This is a genomic window from Amycolatopsis sp. NPDC104775, from assembly GCF_055583325.1.
This window is the reverse complement of record NZ_JBVJOE010000006.1, coordinates 1-19,749: the sequence shown is the minus strand read 5'-3', so window position 1 is coordinate 19,749 and position 19,749 is coordinate 1. Positions and strand designations below refer to the sequence as shown.

The following is a 19,749-nucleotide window of genomic DNA, read 5'->3' as shown; positions in this document are numbered from 1 at the left end:
CCGAGTTGGACAACGTCCGTCATCGAGACGACTGCCGCGTTAACGAGCACGCCGTGCTCGAGCCGCTACCGCACCTCCTCCGACAATCAGCAGGATCGCCGCGACGCCCCAGCGACGCTGCTTCTTGACGTTGCCGCGTGCTTTCGCCGCGTGCTTTTGGGGTGGTTTCTGGGCTGCCTTGACCGGTGCGGCGCGCGGGGGTGCCGGGGGCGGGGGCATCGGGACGGGCTGGATGGCTTTGTCCGGCGGTTGAGGCGGTTGAGGTGGTTGCGGCGTTGGAGACGGGGGCGGAGGGGGCAGAGGCAGATCCGCCTGGTGCGGACCCGGGAACGACGGCGTTGCCGATGGTGCCGGTGGGGGCGGCGGTGTCGGGCTCGCCGAGGTCGACGGTGTCGGTGATGGTGATGGTGTCGGGGAAAGTGTCGGGGAAGGCGAGGTCGTCGGCGGTGCCGAAGACGACGGAGGCGGTGGCGGCGGGGGCGGAGGTGGAGGTTCTGCCAGACACCCGGCACCGTCGGACATCACCAACGGCGGCCCAGTACTCACCTCGACCGCGACGCCTCCGTCCCACCGGTACGTGACGCTCCGCCCGTCGATCCAGTTCGCGGTCGCGTAGAGCTTGTGGCCCGGTCCGAACACGACGGAACCGTAAGTCGCGTCCGGGAACTGCTCCCCCGGCACCTTCGCGACCTTCCCGCTCACCGGATTCACCGTGACCACCGCACCCTCGGCGGTGGACGAAACCCCGTACAACAGACCGTCTTCCGGGTTGTACGCGAAATCGTCGATCCCCGAGGCGAGCCACCACGGGTGCAGCAGCGTCGGCCCGGTCGCGGTGAGATAGCCGGGACTGTGCGGGTCGACGTCCACTGTGTACAGACTGGTTCCCCGCTTCACATACCAGGAACCGCCGGACATCGCCCCGGCCGTCGCGCCGGTCACCCAGCTCCACACTCCATGGTGGGTGTCGCGGCCGACCGGGCCGAGGTCGGTCAGCTCGCCGCCGGAATCGATCCGCACCGCGTGCCAGCCGTCGTGGAAGCGGCCGTCAGCGACGCCGTACGTCACGTCCTGCGCCGCCGAATACGCGATGGCGTTCAGCGCGAAAGGGCTGTGGTGCAACAGATGCCGCGCGCCGGAAGGCAACGTCAGCCGCACGATGTCGGACGACCACCCGTCGCGGCTTTCGACCTGCAGCACCCGGCAGGACGTCGCGGCCGCGCGCTGGCGAGCCGGAGCCAGCCATCCGGACGCGACGAGCAGCCCGGCGACCGCGGCCGCGGCGGCCACCACAGTCAGGTACCGGGAACCTCGCACCGGTCAGCCGAGCCGCGAGATCGCCGAGGTGAACGCGTCCGGATGCACGCTCGCGCCTCCGGCATAAGGGTTCTGCAGCTGGTAAATCGCGTACAGCAGCAGGACGATCGTGCCGGCCAGCGTCGACACGATCACCAGGTGCGCGGCCATCCGCGTGCCGCCGAAGAGGTTCGGCAGCAGGATCGAGATGACGCTCCCGAGGATGAGGGCGAACCACATGACCGAGCCGACGCCGTCGGTTTCCGCGCCGGTGAGCCGGGTCTGCCGCGCCTGGTAGACCTGCCAGAGCTGGGCGGCGGCGTCCTTCTTCCGGTCATTCGTCCAGTCGTCGCTGGCCTGCGCGCTGGCGACGACGCGGCGCATCTGGTCGAGCTGGGTCCAGCCGGTGTCCGGAATCGGTCCGTCGTCGACGAGCCGGGGCCACTCCTGCTTCGTCACCGTCGTCGCGTACGCGATGGCCAGGCGCCGCACCTGCTCGCCCGTGTCGCCGGGCAGCGCCTGAGCCGACCAGGTGGCGGCGACCAGGCCCTCCGCCTCGGTGTAGGAACCCTCGCGCGTGGCTGTGACGGCGTCGAAGAGCGAGATCAGCACGAACGCCACCAGCACCGCGTGCAGCCCGCCGACGATGGTGAACACCTGGCCCGCGGCGTCGTTGTTGTCGCGGCGGCCCTCGTCCCACCCGAAGCGCCGGACGAGATAGCCGATCACCGCGGCCGCGATGGCCGCGCCGACGACCCAGAACACCCCGATCACGTAGACGTTCATCCGGTTCCTTTCGCGCGGGGAAATACGCTGGCCGACGCTATCCAGCCGATTCCGGAACGGACAACGGCGAAACCCGCGATTCAGCCGGGTGGCCGTCCTCCGCCCCGGGGGTTCGCCGGATCGGAGCAGCGGCCCGGACACTCGTTCCCCCTTCTGCCCTTGCTCGCCAAGGGAAAGCGCCGCGTACCGCACCCGCCCGCACCCGACCGGGTCACGGCAGCGGACCCACGGTGACGCACCCCCGGTTGTCGGCCGGACAACAGCACCGGCAATGTCCGAAAAGGAACTTCGGCAAACAGGTGAATCGGACTCGGCTACCCGATCGAGTGATTGTCGAGGTCATCCGCCTTGCTATGTTATCCGCGGCGCCGCTCACGATTTCGCATTCCTCGCACCGTCTGGAAAACACTGCTCCGTCGTGTTCCGGAGTTTTCGACGTTAGGTGGTTTCGCAGTGACCGTCCCGAGTCTCTCCGCACTGTCCACTTTGGCCGCCGCACTGCGTCGGGAAGCGGAAACCCGATGACGACAGTGGACGCCCGCACCGGACCCCGCTCCGTGGCCGAGGTGCTGGACTGGAGCCGGAGCCGATGGGAACCGGCGATGCGCGCGGCGGTGGACCGGCTGCCCGCGTCGATGCGCCGGATCGCCGGCTACCACCTCGGCTGGTGGGACGAGACGGGAACCGCGACGAACGCCTCCGGCGGCAAGGCCCTGCGCCCGGCGCTGGTGCTGCTGTGCGCGGAGGCCTGCGGCGGAGACCCAGCGGACGCGATCCCGGCCGCGGTGGCCGTCGAACTCGCGCACAACTTCTCTCTGCTGCACGACGACGTCATGGACGGCGACCGCACCCGGCGGCACCGGCCCACCGCGTGGACCGTCTTCGGCACCGGACAAGCAGTGCTGGCCGGAGATTCCCTCCTGACCCTGGCCTTCGACGTCCTGTCCCCCGACGGCCCGGCCGCCGCGCGCCTGCTGAGCACCGCGGTGCTGGACCTCCTGCACGGCCAGCACGAAGACCTGGCGTTCGAACAGCGGACGAACGTCGAAGTGGCGGAATGCGAACGCATGGCACAGGGAAAAACGGCGGCACTGCTGAGCGCGGCGTGCACCCTCGGCGTACTGGTGGTCGGCGGCCGCGGAGAGCACATCGAACGCTTCGGCCGCTTCGGCCGCTCCCTCGGCCTCGCCTTCCAGCACGTAGACGACCTCCTCGGCATCTGGGGCGACCCGGCCGTCACCGGAAAGCCGATCTATTCGGACCTCCGCAGCCGCAAGAAATCCCTCCCGGTGGTCGCGGCACTCACCTCAGGCACGTCCGCGGGACAGGAACTGGCGATGCTCTACCGCCACCCCCTGCCCGACGACTGCCTGGCCAAAGCCGCGGCCCTGGTCGACGAAGCCGGCGGCCGAACCTGGAGCCACACCCAAGCGGACGAGCTGCTCACCGACGCGCTGACCTCCCTGACCGCCGCTAACCCAGCCCCCAGAGCGACGGCCGAACTGACCGCACTGGCCCAGCTCATCACCCGCCGAGACCACTGACCCCGGGCAGTCGCCCGACTAGGACGGTCGTCCGCCCTGGGCGGTTGTCCGATGGGGACGGTCATACGCCCTGGGCAGTCGTCCGATGGGGACGGTCATCTGCCCTGCACAGTCGCCCTACCGGGACGATCATCCGCCCTGAACAACCGCCCTACCGCAGCGATCGCCCACCCTGGGCGGTCGCCCTACCGGGACGATCATCCGCCCTGAACAATCGCCCTACTGCGGCGATCGTTCGCCCTGGGCGGTCGCCCTGCCCGGCAGCCCGGCGATCGAGGCAGCCTCCCCAACCTGGGGCAGGCACCTAACGTGGACAACCGCCCAACCACAACGATCACCCAGCCAGCAAGGCCATCCGCCCGGACGATCGTCCGCCCTGGGCAACCGCCCAGGGCGATCGCCCAACAGCGCACCATTCGCCATCGATCGCTCGGCTAGGGGGCAATCGTCCAATCAGGGCAGTCGCCCGACCAGATCGATCGCCCTGGGCAATCGCCCTACTACCGCTCGAACGCCTCCCAGCACCCTCGGGAGCATGCAGCCCCCGACCCCGGGCGCACCCACAGCGTCGCCACGGCGCCCACCGAATCCCACGCAGCCCCCCCCCCGAACCGTCACCGCCCCGGTCGGCTCAACCCGTCATCCCCGGCCCCGCGAGAAAGCACCACCTCATCGGTATTCGCGAGCGCTTCCTTCCCCCGCTGAGTCGGCGGCGCCGTCGTGAGATCGCGCAACCGGATCGGCGGCCCGAGGTCGATCAACGTCGGCACGTACTCGGCCTTGTCCACGGCCCACTTCCCGCCAGCACGGCTGAACCGGAACCGAGCCGCCACCCCTTCCTCGGTAGACCCCCGAGGCTCGTCATGCCGGGCAACCTCATTGCCGAGCCCGAACGCCACCCACTTCCCGCCGACCTTCTGGAACGGCTGCACCACATGCGCGTGATGCCCGACGATCAAATCGAGATCCGGCGAGGCCGTCAGCTTCTGCGCCAACTTCTTCTGCTCAGCAGTCACGTCATGCTGATACTCGACACCCCAATGCAGGCTCGCGATCACGACCTCCGCTCCCGCCGCCTTCGCCTCGCGCGCCGCGGAGAGGATCTCGTCGGGGTCGATTTCGTTGGCCAGCCACGGTTTCCCGGCTGGCCGCTTGATCCCGTTGAACCCGAACGAATAGGACAGCTGCGCGACCTTCACCCCGTGCACGTCCAAGATCAGCGGTTTCCCCGCTTCCTCGGCCGAACGCGCGGAGCCGGTGTGCTTCAACCCGGCCTGGTCGAGTTTGTCCAGCGTCCGCTGAACACCGGCCGCACCCTGGTCGAGCGTGTGGTTCGACGCCGTGGAGCAGGTGTCGTATCCGGTGTCCTTCAACGCGTCCGCGATTTCCGGCGGCGCGCTGAACGACGGATACCCGCTGTACGGCCCGCCTTCCGGGGCGAGCGGGGTTTCGAGGTGGCAGATCCCCAGATCCGCGCCGGACACCAGCGGTTTGACCCCGGCGAACAGTTGCCGGTAGTCGATCTTCCCGCCACCGTCCGCTTCGGCCTGTTCGGTGAGCCGCGGGTGGATCAGCACGTCCCCGGTCGCCACGACGGTGAACGAATCCGGAGAAGCGGCCGCCGCTGAGGACGACGGCCCGGCTGAGGACCGTTGCGGGGCGGCTTCGCTCCCACACGCCGTCAGCATCAGCGCGACCCCGGCGAGGGCGGCGGCGCGGCGCATGTTCGTCATGAATCATCCCCTTTGCCCGACTGCCCGGCACATCCTTCCTCATCACTCTTGTGGGTTAACACCCCGGTCGTGACCAGGCGAAACGCTCAGGCTAGGCAGTCCGCGGGCTGTCCGCGAGTCAACGCCGGGTCAGTCTGGTCGAACGTCCGCGCGACTCCCGGCCCGGACGTGCGCGTCTCGAACCGCACCGTCACCCGGCCGTGCCCCGCGCCTTGCACCCAGCCCGTGCCGTACTCGGCATGCACGACGTCGTCGCCCGGACGCCACCCCGACGACGACACCGGAGCACTCCCGCCCGGCGACGGTGCCGAAGTAACCACCGGTTCCTCGGTCGCGGCAGGCACGGTCAAGCTGAACAACGCGTCCTGATGCGGCACCGAAAGTCCGCTGAACGCAACGCCCGCCAGCCGTACTCCGCCGAATTCCTGCGGGTCGAGCAGGAGCCGTTCCGCAGTAGCCGCAAGCTGTTCGAGGTTATCGGTGGGCGATGCGGTGGTCTCGGACCGGGTGACCGTGCTCATGTCCGTGTGCCGCAGCTTGATCACCACCGTGCGTGCGACACGACCTGCCTTCACCAGCCGAGCGTGCGCACCAGCCGCGATTTTCCTTACCTCAGCGCGCAATCGGACGAGATCGACCACGTCGACGTCGAAGGTCGTCTCCGCGCTCACCTGCTTGGCTTCACCCCGTTCCGCGACCGGACGGTCGTCGAATCCGCTCGCCAGCCGCCGCAAGTCGCGGCCGACCACGCCACCGAGCGTCGACACCGCGTCCGGCTCCGGCAACGCCGCCAGCTCGCCCAGGGTGAGGACGCCGATCGTGCGCAGTTTCGCTTCCGCCACCGGACCGATCCCCCACAACGCGCGCACCGGCAGCGGAGCAAGGAATTCGCGTTCGGTCCCCGGCGGCACGACGAGCAGACCGTCCGGCTTCGCGCGGTCCGAACCGATTTTCGCGACCTGCTTCCCAGTCCCCGCACCGATCGACGCGGTCAGCCCGGTCTGTTCCCGGATCCGCGTACGCAGATTGTCGGCCCACTCGGTCACCTCCTCGACCGACGCGCCAGCCAGCGCGGGCGGTTCGGCGAACGCCTCGTCGAGGGAAATCCGTTCCAGCACCGGCGCGACCTCGCCGACGACGTCGAAAACCTGCTTGCTCAGGATCTCGTACAACCGGAACCGCGGCGGCAGCACCACGCCGCCGGCCGGAAGCAGCCGTCGAGCCTGCGACATCGGCATCGCCGAACGCACGCCGTACTCCCGCGATTCGTAACTCGCCCCGGCGACGACACCGCGGTGTCCAGTACCGCCGACCACCACCGCACGCCCGCGCAGCGTCGGGCGGGTGAGCTGCTCGGCGGAGGCGTAGAACGCATCGAGGTCCAGGTGCACGACCCAGCGGGACATGTCAGCTTCCAGCGTCCAGGAGCCGTTGCAACGCCTTGGTGTAAGCCTCGAACGCGGCGCGGCCCTTGCTCGTGAGCCGCACCAGCGTGACCGGCGTGCGGTGCTCGTAAGCCTTGGTGATCTCGACGTACTCGGCGTCCTCAAGTTTGCGCAGGTGGGTCGAAAGGTTGCCCGCGGTCATCTCCAGCAACTGCTGCAACCGCGGAAAAGTGATCTGGTCTGCGGAACGCAGCCCGGCGAGCGCGACCGTGACGCGCAGCCGCGCCTGCGCGTGGATGACGGGGTCGAGCTCCGGCAGCTCAGTCACGGGGCCGCACCACGTAGACCAGCGCCGCGACCGCGAATCCGCCGCCTCCGGCGAGCGAGAGGACGAGGAAGTTGCCCGGCACGCCGACCAGGACGCTCGCCCCGCTGCACACGATGATCCAGCCGCCGAGGAAGTACTGCCGCAAGTCCTGCCACAACGTCCCGCCCGCGAGGTAGAGCGCACCCGTGAGCAGCAACGACGTGCCTGACCACAGCAACGGCACGAGATCCGAGCCCTCCGGGAGGAGTTTGGTGATCCGGACGTCGATCAGGTACATCCCGGCGAACGAGATCATCCACGCCCAGCCGTACATCGCCCCGATCCGCCGGGACGGCCCGCGAATCCCGCGGCCGCCTTTGCTGCCGTGCCAAGCGGAGTAAACGATCGCGCCCACCATGAGCACCGCGACGACGATTCCCGCGACCCAGCCGGGCAACAGCGCCGCCGATCGCTCGTCGGAGAGGTAGACGAGCCCCCAGCCGACCAGCCAGGCGAAGGCCCAGACGGCGAACAGACGCGCCGGGCTGACTCGCAGCTCCCGGCGCGTCCGTTCGTTCTGCCGGGCGATCAGTTCCAGCGATTCCGCCACGGACAGCGGCTCGCCTTCGTCCTCGACGGGGTCGCTCGCGTCGTCGTTCACCCCGGACCGCCCTTCCCCCGTACTGACCCCGCATGCAGCACGGAAGCTAACACGTCACGCGACCTTCACCGGGCCCAGCCGGAACCGCCGCACCACCACGAGCGCGGGCACGACCAGCCACGCCGCCAGCACACCCACGGCGAGACCGAGCCCGCCGGCGTGGTCCACCGGGAGCGTGCCGACGCGGCCGAGCCAGTACGTAGGAAAGAAATGCGCGAGCGTCGACATCCATTCCGGCAAGATCGACAGCGGCATCCACAATCCGCCGAACACACCGAGCGGCAGCATCAGCGCACCAGTCATCGCACCGACTGTGTCGCCCTTGCCGAACAACCCGAGCAACAGCCCGAGCACCGCGAACGGCAGCGCGCCCAGCCACAGCGCGACGCCGCTGAGCAGCCATTGAGCCGCGGTGAGCTGCACTCCGCGCAGTGCGCCGGCCACGAAGATCACCAGGACCACCGGCAACGCCATGGCCATCGAAGAGGCGATCTTCACCGCGAGGTAGCCGGGTCCACGCATCGGAGTGAGCCGAAGCTGCCGTTGCCAGCCGTCAGTCCGTTCGGTCGCGACCCGGGTGCCGGTGAACAACGCGCCGCTCATCGCGCCGTACGCGCCCATGTTGATCATCGTCGTGACGCTCGCCTTGATGCCGTCCGCACCGACCTGGTCACCGAACAACCCGCCGAACAGGAGAAACATGCCGAGGGGGACCGCGATGGTGAACAGCGCGAACTGCGGGCTGCGGACGATGCGCAGGATCTCCAACCGGAGATAGACAAAGTTCATCGGAGCGCTCCCTGCGGCTCGTCGGAGGTGAGGGCGAGGAACGCTTCCTCCAGCCCCGCGGAGGTGATCTCGATCGAGCTGACCTGAGGAAACGCCGTGAGCAACGCCCGAATCGCCAGGTCAGAGTCAGTACAGCTCAGTTCCGTACGATCGCCCTGTACGACTGCCCTGGCGACCCCGTCGAGTGCGGCCAGGTCTTCCGGGCAAGCGCCCTGTACGACTGCCCTGATCACTCGCCCGGACACATTCGCGCGCACCTCGTCGACCGCGCCGTCCGCGACGACCTTCCCGTGCCGCATCAACACGACGCGGTCCGCGTAGTCCTCGGCCTCGGCGAGGTAGTGCGTCGCGAAGAGAACGGTCCGCCCGGTCGCCGTGAACTCATGCATCGATGCCCAGAACTCGCGTCGGGCGTCGACGTCCAGCGCCGCAGTCGGCTCGTCAAGGATCAGCAACTCCGGGTCGCCAGTGAGCGCGAGCGCGTACCGAACTCGCTGCAACTGCCCGCCGGACAACTTGCCGCACCGCCGCTGAGCGAACTCCCCGATCCCGGCCCGGTCGAAAACCTCTTTGGCCGACAACGGATTCCGGAACATCGACCGATGCAGCTCGACCAGTTCGGCTGGCGTGACATCCCGCAGCAAGAACCCGTTCTGCACCATCGCCGCGAGCCGCCCGGAGTCGAGCGCCGCGCGAGGCGCCCCACCGAACACCCGCACGCTTCCCTCGTCCGGTGAGGTGAGCCCCAGCAGCATGTCGATCGTGGTCGATTTGCCCGCACCGTTCGGCCCGAGCAGGGCGACGACCTCGCCCCGCCGCACGGTCATCGACACGCCGTCGACTGCGCGGACCTGCTTGAACTGCTTCACCAGGCCGGTCAGCCTGAAAGCTTCGGTCATCTTGTCCCCCAGTGGTTCGCTGTCCTGAACTTTGTAACACAAAGTAGGTTGTTATGGAAAGCAGTGGGCGATGCGGAGTCGTTGACCGCGACAAGCTCGCGTCGGCTTACACCCGGTTAATCCGGTTGCTCCCCGAACCCGGCCGCACTACCGTCCCGGTACATGACGATCTTCGCCCGCTGCCGCCTGTCCTGATCCCGGCACGACCTTCCGGGCTGCCCGCCACCGGGCGGCCCCCGCTTCGCGTGCCGGACCGCATCTCGTCCGGAAAGGACACTTTCGCCTTATGGGCAAGCACATCGTCATGGTCGGCTGCTCCGCGCCGAGTCACGTCTATCCGTCCCTTGGGATCATCCGCGAGCTGGTCCAACGCGGGCACCGAGTCAGCTACGTCGTGGGCGAACCGCTCACCGAACTGGTCGCGGCGACGGGCGCGGACGTCGTCGCGCACCCCACGATCTTCCCGCTCGGCCCGGACGCGGAATGGCCGGAAGACCCGGCGGAAGCGATGCGCGTCTTCCTCGACGAAGCCGTCGCGATCCACCCGCGGCTGATCGAAACCTTCGACCAGGACCGGCCGGACCTGCTGCTCTACGACATCGGCGGCTTGGGCGCTCCGCTGCTCGGCCTCCGCTACGACGTGCCCGCGGTGCAGCTCTCTCCCTCCTACGTCGCCTGGGACGGCTACGAGGAAGAACTCGCCGACGTCCTCAAACCCCTCCGCACCTCACCGTCCGGAATGGACTACAACCGAGCGTTCACCTCGTGGCTGGCGGAAAACGGCGTCGCCGAAGACGCCTGGACGTGGCTCGCCCGACCGGTGCCGATCCTGTCGCTGATCCCGCGTGCGATGCAGCCGAACGCCGACCGCGTGCCGGAGGACCGCGTCCAGTTCGTCGGCCCCTGTCTCGACCCGGCGCGCGCAGCCGAGCACTGGACTCCGCCGTCCGACGGGAAACCTGTGCTGCTCGTGTCGTTCGGCACCGCGTACAACGACCAGCTGGACATCTACCGCCACTGCATCACCGAATTCGAGGACTGGCACGTCGTGCTCTCGATCGGCAAGCACGTGTCGAAGGACGATCTCGGCCCGCTGCCGGAGTCGGTCGAGGTGCATGAAACGGTGCCTCAGTTGGCAATCCTCGACGTCGCGTCCGCGTTCATCACGCACGCCGGCATGGGCGGTTGCACGGAATCCCTGTGGTACGGCGTCCCGACGGTCGCCATTCCCCAGGCCGTCGACCAGTTCGGCAACGCCGCGCAATTGGAGGCGTTGGGGGTGGGCAAGCATTTGCCCGCAGACCAGGTGACCGCCAAGTCTCTCCGCGAAGCCGTGGTTGAGGTCAGCAGTTCGTCGGACGTCACCGCGCGGTTAGCCGAGCTGCGGGCGGAAATCCGGGCCAACGGCGGGATCGCCGCAGCCACGGACGCGGTGGAGCGGTTCCTGAACTGAATGCCCGCCCGGGCTTGGCAGCAAGCCCGGGCGGTGCGGCTACCCAGCCCGGATCTCGTTGAGGTAGTTGTAAATCGTGTACCGCGTCACCTCGAGCTGCGCGGCCAGATGGTCCACCGCGTCCTTGATCAGGAAGTACCCGGCCTCGTCCAGCTCGCGAACCACCGCCGACTTGTGCCGCTTCTTCATCAGCTCCACCGGAATCCCGGACTTCCCGATCGCGCGTCCGACGAGGAACCGTTGCAGGCTGTCGACGTCCGGCAGGAACGTCTCCTCCCGGCGTTCCTCAGACGTCTGCCCCGCCGCGGGCAGTTCGCTGTTCACGCACAAACACCCGATCGCGGTACCCTCGGAGTCGCGCAGAAACAACGTGGACGAACGGATTTCGCGCCCGTCCGGGCTGTGCGTGCGGTAGTTGGTCAGGTCCTGCGTCGTGCCGCGCCGGACGAGCCCGAGCAGCAGATCCGTCATCGGCCCGCCGACCGAGCGACCGGTCAGTTCGCCCGCGATCGCGACGATCGAATCCGGCAGCCGCGACAGGTCGTGCAGCAGCACCTCGTTGCCCGGCCCGAGCATCGCCGCCAGCCCGTCCACCGCCGGAATCAACGCGGTGAGCAGCTCGTGCGTAGCCGTGCCCGAAGCCGACGCGACCGGCACGGCCCGGCGAGGCCGCAGCAGCGTTTCCAACGCGTCCCGCACCTGGTCCGCGGCGGCGGCCGGCGTCGACGCGTGCGGCGACAACCGGACGTGTTCGGGACGCACAGTCGCCGCGATCCCCGCCGCCGCCAACGCTGCCCCGACCTGCTCCGCCGGCTTGCCTGGCAACGAGAACGCGAGAATCCCGGCCCGTCGTTCGGTCGCCGACACGATGTCCGCGCCGAACGAGCGCAGCACGTCCTCCAGCTCGCCGACGCGTTCGCCGATCCGGCCCGCGATCGCCGCGACGCCGGTTTCCTCGACCAGTTCGAGCGCCGCCGCGAAAGCACCGGACGTGACCGGGCTGAGGTTCGAGATCGACCAGCTCGCCGCGGTCGGGTCGGCCGGATGGATCTCGTCGTCGAACAGGCCGGGGTCGCGCGCGCCGGTCCAGCCGGAGAGGATCGGGTCCATCCGCGCCAGCGCCCGGTCGGACAGCACCGCGAACCCGGTGCCCCAGCCCGCCCGCAGCCACTTCTGCCCACCGACCACGAGCACGTCGGCGACCTCCCACGGCGCGTCGACGACCCCGAAACCCTGGATCCCGTCGACCACCAGCAGCCGGTCGCCCACCACCTCGCGCAAGGCGGCGAGATCGGCACGATAACCGGTGCGGAAGTCGACCGCGCTCACCGAAACCACTGTGGTCTCAGGCGTGAGCGCCTCCACGAGACGATCGGCGGTGACGTAGCCGCCTTCCAGACGCCGCATCCGCACCCGTCCGGCCTGCTCGGCACGCGCCCATGGATACGTGTTGGCCGGGAACTCCGCGGCCGACACGAGCACTTCGCCGTGACTGTTGAACGCCGCCTGAAACAGGCCGAGACTGGTGTGCGGGAGCAGCACGGTGTGGTCGGTGTCGCTGCCGCAGAGCCGCGCGGCCGCCGCTTTCGCCCGGATCTCCTGCCGCATCAGTTCGTCCACAGTGGACGGACCAGCCTTGGTCGTCGCCTCCAGCAGCCGCGCGGTGGTGTCGAGCACGGCGTGCGACGGCGGCCCGAACCGCGCGAAATCCAGGTAGCCCGCGGGCTCGTCGAACTGGAGCAGGTACCGGGGCGGGATCCGGGTCACGAGAGGACCCGCGCGAGGAACTGCCGCGTCCGCTCGTGTTCCGGAGCTTTCAGCACCCGTTCCGGCGGTCCGGTTTCGACCACCGCGCCGTCGGCGAGGAACACCACCTCGTCGGCGGCCTCCGCGGCGAAGGCCATCTCGTGCGTCACGACCACCATCGTCATCCCCTCCCGAGCCAACGTACCCATCACCGCCAGCACCTCCCCCACCAGTTCCGGGTCCAGCGCGGACGTCGGCTCGTCGAACAGCATGAGCTTCGGCTTCATCGCCAGCGACCGCGCGATCGCGACGCGCTGCTGCTGCCCACCGGACAGTTGCCCTGGATAAGCGCCCGCTCGGTCCGCGAGCCCGACCCGGTCGAGCAGGTCCAGCGCCTCTTTCCGGGCCTTCGCCGGGTCGGCGCCGAGCACCCGCACCGGCCCCTCGATCACGTTCTCCAGCGCCGTCCGATGCCCGAACAGGTTGAACCGCTGGAACACCATGCCGATGTCCCGGCGCTGGCGTGCGACGTCCTTCTCCCGCAGTTCGTACAGCTTGCCGCCGCGCAGCTTGAACCCGATCGGCTCGCCGTCCACCCAGACCTGGCCGCCGTCGATCGTCTCGAGATGGTTGAGGCAGCGCAAAAACGTGCTCTTGCCCGCCCCGGACGGCCCGAGCAGGCACACCACCTGTCCTTTGCGGACCTCCAGATCGATGCCCTTGAGCACCTCGATGTGCCCGTAGTTCTTGCGTACCCCGACAGCTTTCAGCAGCGGCTCAGACACGAGCACCCCTCACCAGCGGCATCCCCTTGAGCGCCTTGCCGACCCGCGCGGCAGGACTCCGGTCAGCCGCCCCGAACGATCGTTCAAGGTAGTGCTGGCCGACGCCGGCCACGGTCACCACGACCATGTACCAGATCGCCGCCGCGATCAGCGTCTCCATCACCAGCAGATTGTTGGACGAGATGTTGTTGGCCGCGTGGATCAGCTCCGTCACGCCGATCACCGACGCCATCGACGTGCCCTTGAGCATGTTGATGAAGTCGTTGCCAGTCGGCGGGATGATCACGCGCATCGCCTGCGGCAGCACGACGCGGCGCAGCGTCGCGCCAGGCGTCATGCCGATGGATTTCGCCGCCTCGGTCTGCCCGGTGTCGACGCTGGTCAGCCCGGCGCGGACGATCTCCGCCATGTACGCGCTCTCGTTCAGCGCCAGCCCGAGCAGTGCCGCGGTGAACGCGCTGATCAGCACGTTCGTCGGCTCGTGGACGAGGTAACCGCCGAAGGGCAGCGGGATCGAGACGGTCGGGAAGATCAGCGCCAGGTTGTACCAAATCAGGATCTGCAGCAGCACCGGAAGCCCGCGGAACAGCCAGATGTAGGCCGCCGCGAACCATTTCGCGACCGGGTTGGCGCTCAGCCGCAGCAACGCGATCAGGATGCCGAGCACGATCGCGATCGCCTGCGCGATCACCGCCAGCACAACGGTATTGAGCAGGCCGAGCGCCATCACGCGGTAAAAGACGAAGTCAGGGACCGAGCCCCAGTCGATCTGCGCTTGCGCGAGCGCGAAACCCAGCAGCACCAGCAGAGCGACGATCACCGCCGCGCTGACCCAGCGCCCCCAATGCCGCAACCGGACGATCGGCAGCGGTTCAGCTTCCGCCATTGACGGCCGCCTCCTTGATCGCGCCCTGCTCGACGCCCCAGGACTGCAGGATCTTGCCGTACGTCCCGTCCGCGACGAGCGACTGCAACGCCTGCTTGACTGCATCGCGCAGCTTCGTGTTGGTCTTCGCGAAGCCCATCCCGTACGGCCCGCCCTCGATCGGCTGGCCCGGCACGACCTCGAAGAACTTGCCATCGCCCGCCGTACGCGAGATGTAGACCGCGCTTGGCAGGTCGTTGAGAATCGCCGCGACGCGACCGGTGCGCAGCTGATTCTGGTTCTGGTTGTCGCTGTCGGTCGCGGTGACCGTGATCGCCGGCTTGCCCGCCTGCGTGCATTTCGCGCTCTGCGCGGTGGCGAACTTCTGGTGACTGGTGCCCTGTACGACCGCCACGTTCTTGCCGCACAACGCATCCGGCCCGGTGATGCCGTCCGGGTTGCCCTTGCGGATCATGATCGTGATGCCGGACGAGAAGTAGTCGACGAAGTCGATCTGCTGCTGGCGTTCCTTGGTGTCGTTCATCGCCGCCATGGTCAGATCGACGCGGCCGGACTGCAGGCTCGTGATCAGCGAACCGAACGCGAGATCCTGGTACGCGACGCTCACCCCGAGCTTCGCCCCGACCGCCTTGGCCAGATCGACCTCGTAGCCGATCGGCGTCTTGCCGTCCGAGGCGTAGAAGTTGTTCGGAGCCGACTGGATATTGGACGCCAGCCGCAACGTCTTCGCCTGCGCGACAGCCGTCGGCAGCGCTCCGGCGAGCTGCGGGTCGGCCTTGATCGCCCCGAGCAACGCGGTGTTGTCCGGAATAGCGCTCGGCTTCTGCTGCGGTCCGCCGCCGGCCCCGTCGGGACCTCCTCCACAAGCGGTAGCGAACGCGAGCAGACCGCCCAGCAGCGCGGCCTGCCAGGCACGGGAACGAAGCGACGACATGCGGTTCCTCCAGGACGTCGTGGGTTCCGCGGAACGCTACAACTGCTTGTTTAATAGGTCAACACACAGTTGAATTCCTGTCTCGTCTAGCGTGCGGACATGCCCTTCGACGAGAGCTTCCGCCAGTTCTGGACCGAACGGCGGCTCGCGTCGCTCACGACGGTGCGCCCCAACGGAACGCCACATGTAGTAGCCGTCGGCGTGACGGTTGATTTCGAGCAGAGCATCGCCCGCGTGATCGCCTCGGGGACCTCGTACAAGGCCCGCGTCATCCGCGCCGCTGGCGAGGGTGGGCTGGCCGCCGCGGTGTGCCAGTTCGAGGGCCGGACCTGGTCCACGCTGGAAGGCCGGATCCGGCTACTCGATGACGTCGCCTCAGTACGCGACGCCGAAGAGCGCTACGCCCAGCGGTACCGGAAACCGCGGGAAAACCCGCAGCGAGTCGTCCTGGAACTCACTATCGGACGCGTGCTGGGCAACGCCTGACATTCGGGCATCCGGACGATCGCCCTGGTCGACTGCCCTGGGCGACTGCCCGGGTCAAGTGCCCTGGTCAGTCGCCTCGGCTGGTCGCCTAGGTCAACCGCCCAGGTCGATCGCCCTGAACGACTGCCCCGGTCAGACCTCTTCGACCGGCCTCGACCCACTGTCCCAATCAGGCACCGGTCGGTCAGCAGTCTCAGTCGCCTGGCCCGGGCGTCCGTCCCGGCCGACTGCCCTGATCGCCAGCCCTGACCAGCTGACCTCGCCCACAATCCCGGTCAATCGCCCTGGTCGACTGCCCTGGTCGACTGCCCTGGTCGAGTGCGCTGGTCGAGTGCGCTGGTCACACGAACTGCGCCAGCAACCCTTCCGCACTGCGCACCACAACCTGCGCCGCAGCCCGCTCTGCCAACGCCCGATCCGGCCGCTCCGCCTCATGCCGCCACCGCATCACCGCGTCAAGACCGGCTTCATACATCTCGCGCGGATCCGTACCCGCCGCAAGCCCCAGCCGTTCTTCCGACGCCGTCCCCTCCGCCCCCAGCAGCCGCACGGCTTCTTCCGCCGACTCGCCCGCCAACGCCGTGCGCCCGCCTCGAATGTCCGCGATCAGCCGCAACTCGCGGAAGTCATGCGCACCAGCCGAAAACCGCTCGACCCGTGCCGCGAGCCGGTCACTGTGCGGCCGAGGCTCCGCGTTCAACACGGTCTCCAACCGAATCAACGCCGTCCGCGCGCGCAACGCGTCCGCACGCGCAGCGAAACAACCCGCGATCGTGTCGCGAAGCTCGCCAAGACCACTGCGCCGCACCAGTTCCGCCGACAGCTTCATCCGGTCATCGCAGCCCGTACGGATCAACGTCAGCGCAAGCTTCACCCCGAACAGCCCGAAGCGCACCACCAACGACCGTCGCGTCTCAACTGACACCGGCCCCGGAAACGCCGGATCAGTAAAGGTGTCCACCGACAGCAGATACCGCTCCAACTCTTCGCGAGGAACAGCCGCGAAGGCCGCTAGAAGCTCGAACTCGTCGTCAGTGAACGCGCGCGCCCCGTACGCAAGCTGCGCCGCCACCGCGATCACGCCTTGAAACCCGCTGCACAGTGGGTCTTCACGCCACGCGCGCCGCGCAATCTGCTTCGCGGTAAGCAGTGCGTCAATCCGGCCCGCGCCCGTTTCGTCCGCACGCGCAAGCACAAGGATCGTGTCAACCGCCGTCTGGCGCGCGAACGCTGAAGGTGTCGCCGGACGTAATGTCGCCAACTGGTCGGGCTCGAGGTGGCGCAACAGCTGTACGGACGCGTCAGTGAGCGTCGACGGATGCGGCGCGTCGAGAAACTCCAGATCCCGCAACGCCCGCGTCGGCCAATCCCCCAACGCGGCGGCCAGCGTGGACTTCCCCGTCCCCGAGGCTCCTCCGATCCCCACTCGAAGCGGCTCGTCGAGATGATCAAGCGCTTCCCTCAGCAACGCCGAAGCCCTCGGACTGTCGCGGTAGTACGCACAAGCATCCGCCAGAAGAGCCCGAACGTCCTCAACCACGCGCGACACCACTCCTCACTCGACTGACCCGGCACACAGTCCCGAACATCTTCGGCTACCCGGCAACACTCCGCTCACCGAATCCCGAAGCCAACCATCACCCATCCAGCCCGGGCATCTCCCGAAACGCCCGCAACGGCCCAAGAACGCCGCATTCCCACGACCGAACCAGTTCGCTCCACGATCCGGGCACTCGCCCAGCAACGAATGCCGACACGAGCCAGCATCCTCCAGTCGCCACTGACCCCGTCCGCAATCCATCCCGGCTGAAACTCGCGCGATCAGTTTCCTGGACGACCGACCGGCCAACATCCTTCGGCCATCCCGACTGAACTCGCATAAGCCATCCCCTAAGCGGCCTGTTGCCCAGCACTCCGCCCGCCGGACCACCCGGTGCGCGTCCAACTCTCCCAGCCAAGGTCATGCAGACCTCCTCGCCGCCACCCGTCTGCGAGACGATCAGCCAGCCTCAGCAAACGCACTAGAACTGCCAAAAGCACGCCGCGCCTATCCGACATCACGCAGGCATCCGCTTGACACCTAACGGGCCACCCTCACCGATGCCCAGAAGGGCCGCCAGCACCACACAATCCCGGCCCGGGGAAAGTCACGCAGGCAGCTCTTTGGGCACCCGATTAGCCAGCATCCCCAGCTCCCCAGCCCGCTTGTGCAACCCGGCAAGCCGGTCGATTTCCCGCCGCAGCGCCGCGCTTCGCCGCTCGCGCTCGGCCGATCCGGCGATGATCATCTCGCGTTCCCGCGTCAGCTCGTCGGCAAGACCGTCGGCGAGGTCGGTGAAGTGGTCCCGCAACCGCCGGTGCACCTGACGGATCGCGTCGCGGCACTCCTTGCTGAACCGCAGGAACACGTCGTCGACGTGCCGTTGCGCGGTCATCTTGGCCACCGCTTGCCGACGTTGCAGCCGCATGCCGCCTTCGTCGCTGATGGTCTTCGCCGCGAACGCGACACCGGCGCCGATCGACACCGGGTTGATCAACGGCAAGCCCGCCAACCCCGTCACCAGCCCGAACATCAGCACGCCGCCGTACGAACCGCGCAACCCGGTGAACGCCTTCTGCCCGATCTTGAACCGCTCGATCCGCGGCTGGCGCACTTCGGCGATCCGGTCCGCGCCGGAGTCGGTCAAGGCCAGTTCCGGCAGGTCGTACTGCGCGCCGAAACTCACCGCCACCGCCTGCGCGATCCACTCCGCGCGCTCGGCCGCGAACGTGTAGGTCGTCTCGACCGCTTCCGCGAGCGTGCTGTCCAGCCACGGCCCGAATTCGTCCCACACCTTGACCGGGTCCCCGCGGTCAAAGGTCTCGTCGATCGTCTCGACGATCTTCCGGGTGCGTTCGCGCAGGTCGTACTCCGCGTCGGACTGCAGGTCGGCGATTTCGTCTGACAGCAGGTTCTGCCACCGGCTGTTGCGCCGGCGCAATTCGTCAGCGCGACGTTGGGAGCGTTGCAGCAACGTCGTCTGATCAACGCCTGCTTCCTGTCCCGCCGCCTCAGCACGTGCCCGCAACGTCTCGACCAGCTCAGCCGCCGCCGCGCGCACGCTCACCGCGGCGAGCAAGGCGGCCGTGCTCTCCGCCGGTCGCGAAACCTGGGTCGCGATCCAGGAAAGCAGTTCGGGGAACCCAGACCGCACGTTGAGGTCTTGATCGCCACCCTTGGCCGCGGCGAACCGAACCGTCGCCGACACCGGCAGCACCGGAGAGTCGATTCCCGCCGCGGACAGCGCGGTCCGGTTCTGCTCGGCGACCGTGCGCCATCCAGCGCTGACATCGATCTTGGTCAGCGCGACGACCACGTGCGGACACCACGTCCGGATGTGATGCGCCAACGCCAGCTCGGCCTGGTCCAGCGGAGCGGCGGCGTCGGAAACAAGAATGACCGCGTCGGCGTCCGCGAGAACGTCGAGAGCGGCAGCGGTGCGAGGCGACCTCGGGTCGCCGATCGCCGGAGTGTCGATGAGCACCAAGCCCGCCGACAGCAAGTCGCGCGGAACCCCGACCTCGACCCGCCGCAGCGATCCGGCCGGTCGCGCGCCGACCTCGCCGGTCAGCTTTTCGATCTCGATCGGGATGCGTTCGTCGGCGCGTCCGACGAGCGTCGCCCCGGGTTCGGCGGCGTAGCCGATTTCGATCGGCACCGAGGGAGTCGCCGCATCGCCGACCGGGCAGACCGGCGCGTTGAGCACCGCGTTGACCAGGTAGCCCTTGCCTTGCTTGGGAAAGCCGAGCACAGCGACGCGCGTGCCGCCCGGCGGCCGGTCCTGACGCCGGCGAAGGCGTTGCGCCAGGTCTTCGCGGCCGTGCGTCCGGCAAGCCTCCGAGGTCTCTGCGAGCACTTCGAGCCAAGCTGGAGCCGTCACGGCGAATCAGTGTCCCCCGTGTACGGGGAGTATCCGAACCGGGTGGTGGGGGGGGGGGGGGGGGGGGGGGGGGGGGGGGGGGGGGGGGGGGGGGGGGGGGGGGGGGGGGGGGGGGGGGGGGGGGGGGGGGGGGGGGGGG

Annotated in this window: 17 protein-coding genes; 3 read left to right on the top strand and 14 right to left on the bottom strand. The window is 68.5% G+C overall.

The genetic code is table 11. From position 1 onward, the window contains the following. Positions 1–39: 39 nt before the first annotated feature. Together ACZ63D_RS26265 and ACZ63D_RS26260 are read right to left on the bottom strand one after the other, a co-directional pair. Positions 40–1,317 (bottom strand): DUF6923 family protein, encoded by a 1,278-nt coding sequence (locus ACZ63D_RS26265; protein ID WP_465357023.1) that lies wholly within the window; start codon positions 1,315–1,317, stop codon positions 40–42. Positions 1,318–1,320: 3 nt separating this feature from the next. Then, positions 1,321–2,082 carry a bestrophin-like domain gene (locus tag ACZ63D_RS26260; protein ID WP_465357022.1) on the bottom strand — a complete coding sequence of 254 codons (762 nt, stop codon included), beginning with the start codon at positions 2,080–2,082 and terminating at the stop codon, positions 1,321–1,323. A gap of 521 nt (positions 2,083–2,603) precedes the next feature. Between ACZ63D_RS26260 and ACZ63D_RS26255 the strand changes: the two genes are divergently transcribed. Then, the gene (locus ACZ63D_RS26255; RefSeq protein WP_465357021.1) at positions 2,604–3,626 is read left to right on the top strand and encodes a family 2 encapsulin nanocompartment cargo protein polyprenyl transferase; all 1,023 of its coding nucleotides are present in this window, start codon (positions 2,604–2,606) and stop codon (positions 3,624–3,626) included. Positions 3,627–4,240: 614 nt separating this feature from the next. Here the strand turns inward: ACZ63D_RS26255 and ACZ63D_RS26250 are convergent. The 6 genes from ACZ63D_RS26250 to ACZ63D_RS26225 form a co-directional block, all read right to left on the bottom strand. Then, positions 4,241–5,350: a CapA family protein gene (locus ACZ63D_RS26250; protein WP_465357444.1), complete on the bottom strand. Its 1,110-nt coding sequence runs from the start codon at positions 5,348–5,350 to the stop codon at positions 4,241–4,243. 95 nt (positions 5,351–5,445) lie between these two features. Then, positions 5,446–6,765, bottom strand: coding sequence for a DNA polymerase IV (locus ACZ63D_RS26245; RefSeq protein WP_465357020.1), 1,320 nt, complete (start codon positions 6,763–6,765; stop codon positions 5,446–5,448). A 1-nt stretch (position 6,766) separates the two neighbouring features. After that, the gene (locus ACZ63D_RS26240) at positions 6,767–7,072 is read right to left on the bottom strand and encodes a winged helix-turn-helix domain-containing protein (RefSeq protein WP_465357019.1); all 306 of its coding nucleotides are present in this window, start codon (positions 7,070–7,072) and stop codon (positions 6,767–6,769) included. Next, positions 7,065–7,712 (bottom strand): hypothetical protein, encoded by a 648-nt coding sequence (locus tag ACZ63D_RS26235; RefSeq protein WP_465357018.1) that lies wholly within the window; start codon positions 7,710–7,712, stop codon positions 7,065–7,067. Before ACZ63D_RS26235 ends, ACZ63D_RS26240 begins: the two co-directional genes overlap by 8 nt. Positions 7,713–7,766: 54 nt before the next feature. Continuing rightward, entirely contained in the window at positions 7,767–8,501 is a 735-nt protein-coding gene (locus ACZ63D_RS26230; RefSeq protein ID WP_465357017.1) for an ABC transporter permease, read from the bottom strand. Beyond that, on the bottom strand, positions 8,498–9,400 hold the full coding sequence (locus ACZ63D_RS26225) for an ABC transporter ATP-binding protein (RefSeq protein WP_465357016.1): 903 nt from the start codon (positions 9,398–9,400) through the stop codon (positions 8,498–8,500). The genes ACZ63D_RS26230 and ACZ63D_RS26225 overlap by 4 nt, the downstream gene beginning before the upstream one ends. A 286-nt stretch (positions 9,401–9,686) precedes the next feature. On the opposite strand from ACZ63D_RS26225, the gene ACZ63D_RS26220 reads away from it, so the two are divergent. Further along, positions 9,687–10,853, top strand: coding sequence for a macrolide family glycosyltransferase (locus ACZ63D_RS26220; RefSeq protein ID WP_465357015.1), 1,167 nt, complete (start codon positions 9,687–9,689; stop codon positions 10,851–10,853). 39 nt (positions 10,854–10,892) lie between these two features. On the opposite strand, the gene ACZ63D_RS26215 is transcribed toward ACZ63D_RS26220, so the two are convergent. The 4 genes from ACZ63D_RS26215 to ACZ63D_RS26200 are packed head-to-tail and all read right to left on the bottom strand — an operon-like array spanning position 10,893 to position 15,204. Next, the gene (locus ACZ63D_RS26215) at positions 10,893–12,620 is read right to left on the bottom strand and encodes an aminotransferase class V-fold PLP-dependent enzyme (protein WP_465357014.1); all 1,728 of its coding nucleotides are present in this window, start codon (positions 12,618–12,620) and stop codon (positions 10,893–10,895) included. Further along, the gene (locus tag ACZ63D_RS26210) at positions 12,617–13,384 is read right to left on the bottom strand and encodes an amino acid ABC transporter ATP-binding protein (RefSeq protein ID WP_465357013.1); all 768 of its coding nucleotides are present in this window, start codon (positions 13,382–13,384) and stop codon (positions 12,617–12,619) included. Before ACZ63D_RS26210 ends, ACZ63D_RS26215 begins: the two co-directional genes overlap by 4 nt. Beyond that, positions 13,377–14,270, bottom strand: coding sequence for an amino acid ABC transporter permease (locus tag ACZ63D_RS26205; protein ID WP_465357012.1), 894 nt, complete (start codon positions 14,268–14,270; stop codon positions 13,377–13,379). The genes ACZ63D_RS26210 and ACZ63D_RS26205 overlap by 8 nt, the downstream gene beginning before the upstream one ends. Beyond that, the gene (locus tag ACZ63D_RS26200; RefSeq protein WP_465357011.1) at positions 14,257–15,204 is read right to left on the bottom strand and encodes an ABC transporter substrate-binding protein; all 948 of its coding nucleotides are present in this window, start codon (positions 15,202–15,204) and stop codon (positions 14,257–14,259) included. Before ACZ63D_RS26200 ends, ACZ63D_RS26205 begins: the two co-directional genes overlap by 14 nt. 99 nt (positions 15,205–15,303) lie before the next feature. Here ACZ63D_RS26200 and ACZ63D_RS26195 point away from each other — a divergent pair, with 99 nt between their 5' ends. Next, entirely contained in the window at positions 15,304–15,690 is a 387-nt protein-coding gene (locus tag ACZ63D_RS26195; RefSeq protein ID WP_465357010.1) for a pyridoxamine 5'-phosphate oxidase family protein, read from the top strand. A 340-nt stretch (positions 15,691–16,030) separates the two neighbouring features. Here the strand turns inward: ACZ63D_RS26195 and ACZ63D_RS26190 are convergent, their stop codons facing one another. Both ACZ63D_RS26190 and ACZ63D_RS26185 read right to left on the bottom strand, forming a co-directional pair. Next, a complete protein-coding gene (locus tag ACZ63D_RS26190; RefSeq protein WP_465357009.1) occupies positions 16,031–17,230 on the bottom strand; it encodes a GTPase in 1,200 nt (399 codons plus the stop codon). 607 nt (positions 17,231–17,837) lie between these two features. After that, positions 17,838–19,610: a P-loop NTPase family protein gene (locus tag ACZ63D_RS26185; RefSeq protein ID WP_465357008.1), complete on the bottom strand. Its 1,773-nt coding sequence runs from the start codon at positions 19,608–19,610 to the stop codon at positions 17,838–17,840. Between the last annotated feature and the right edge of the window lie 139 nt (positions 19,611–19,749).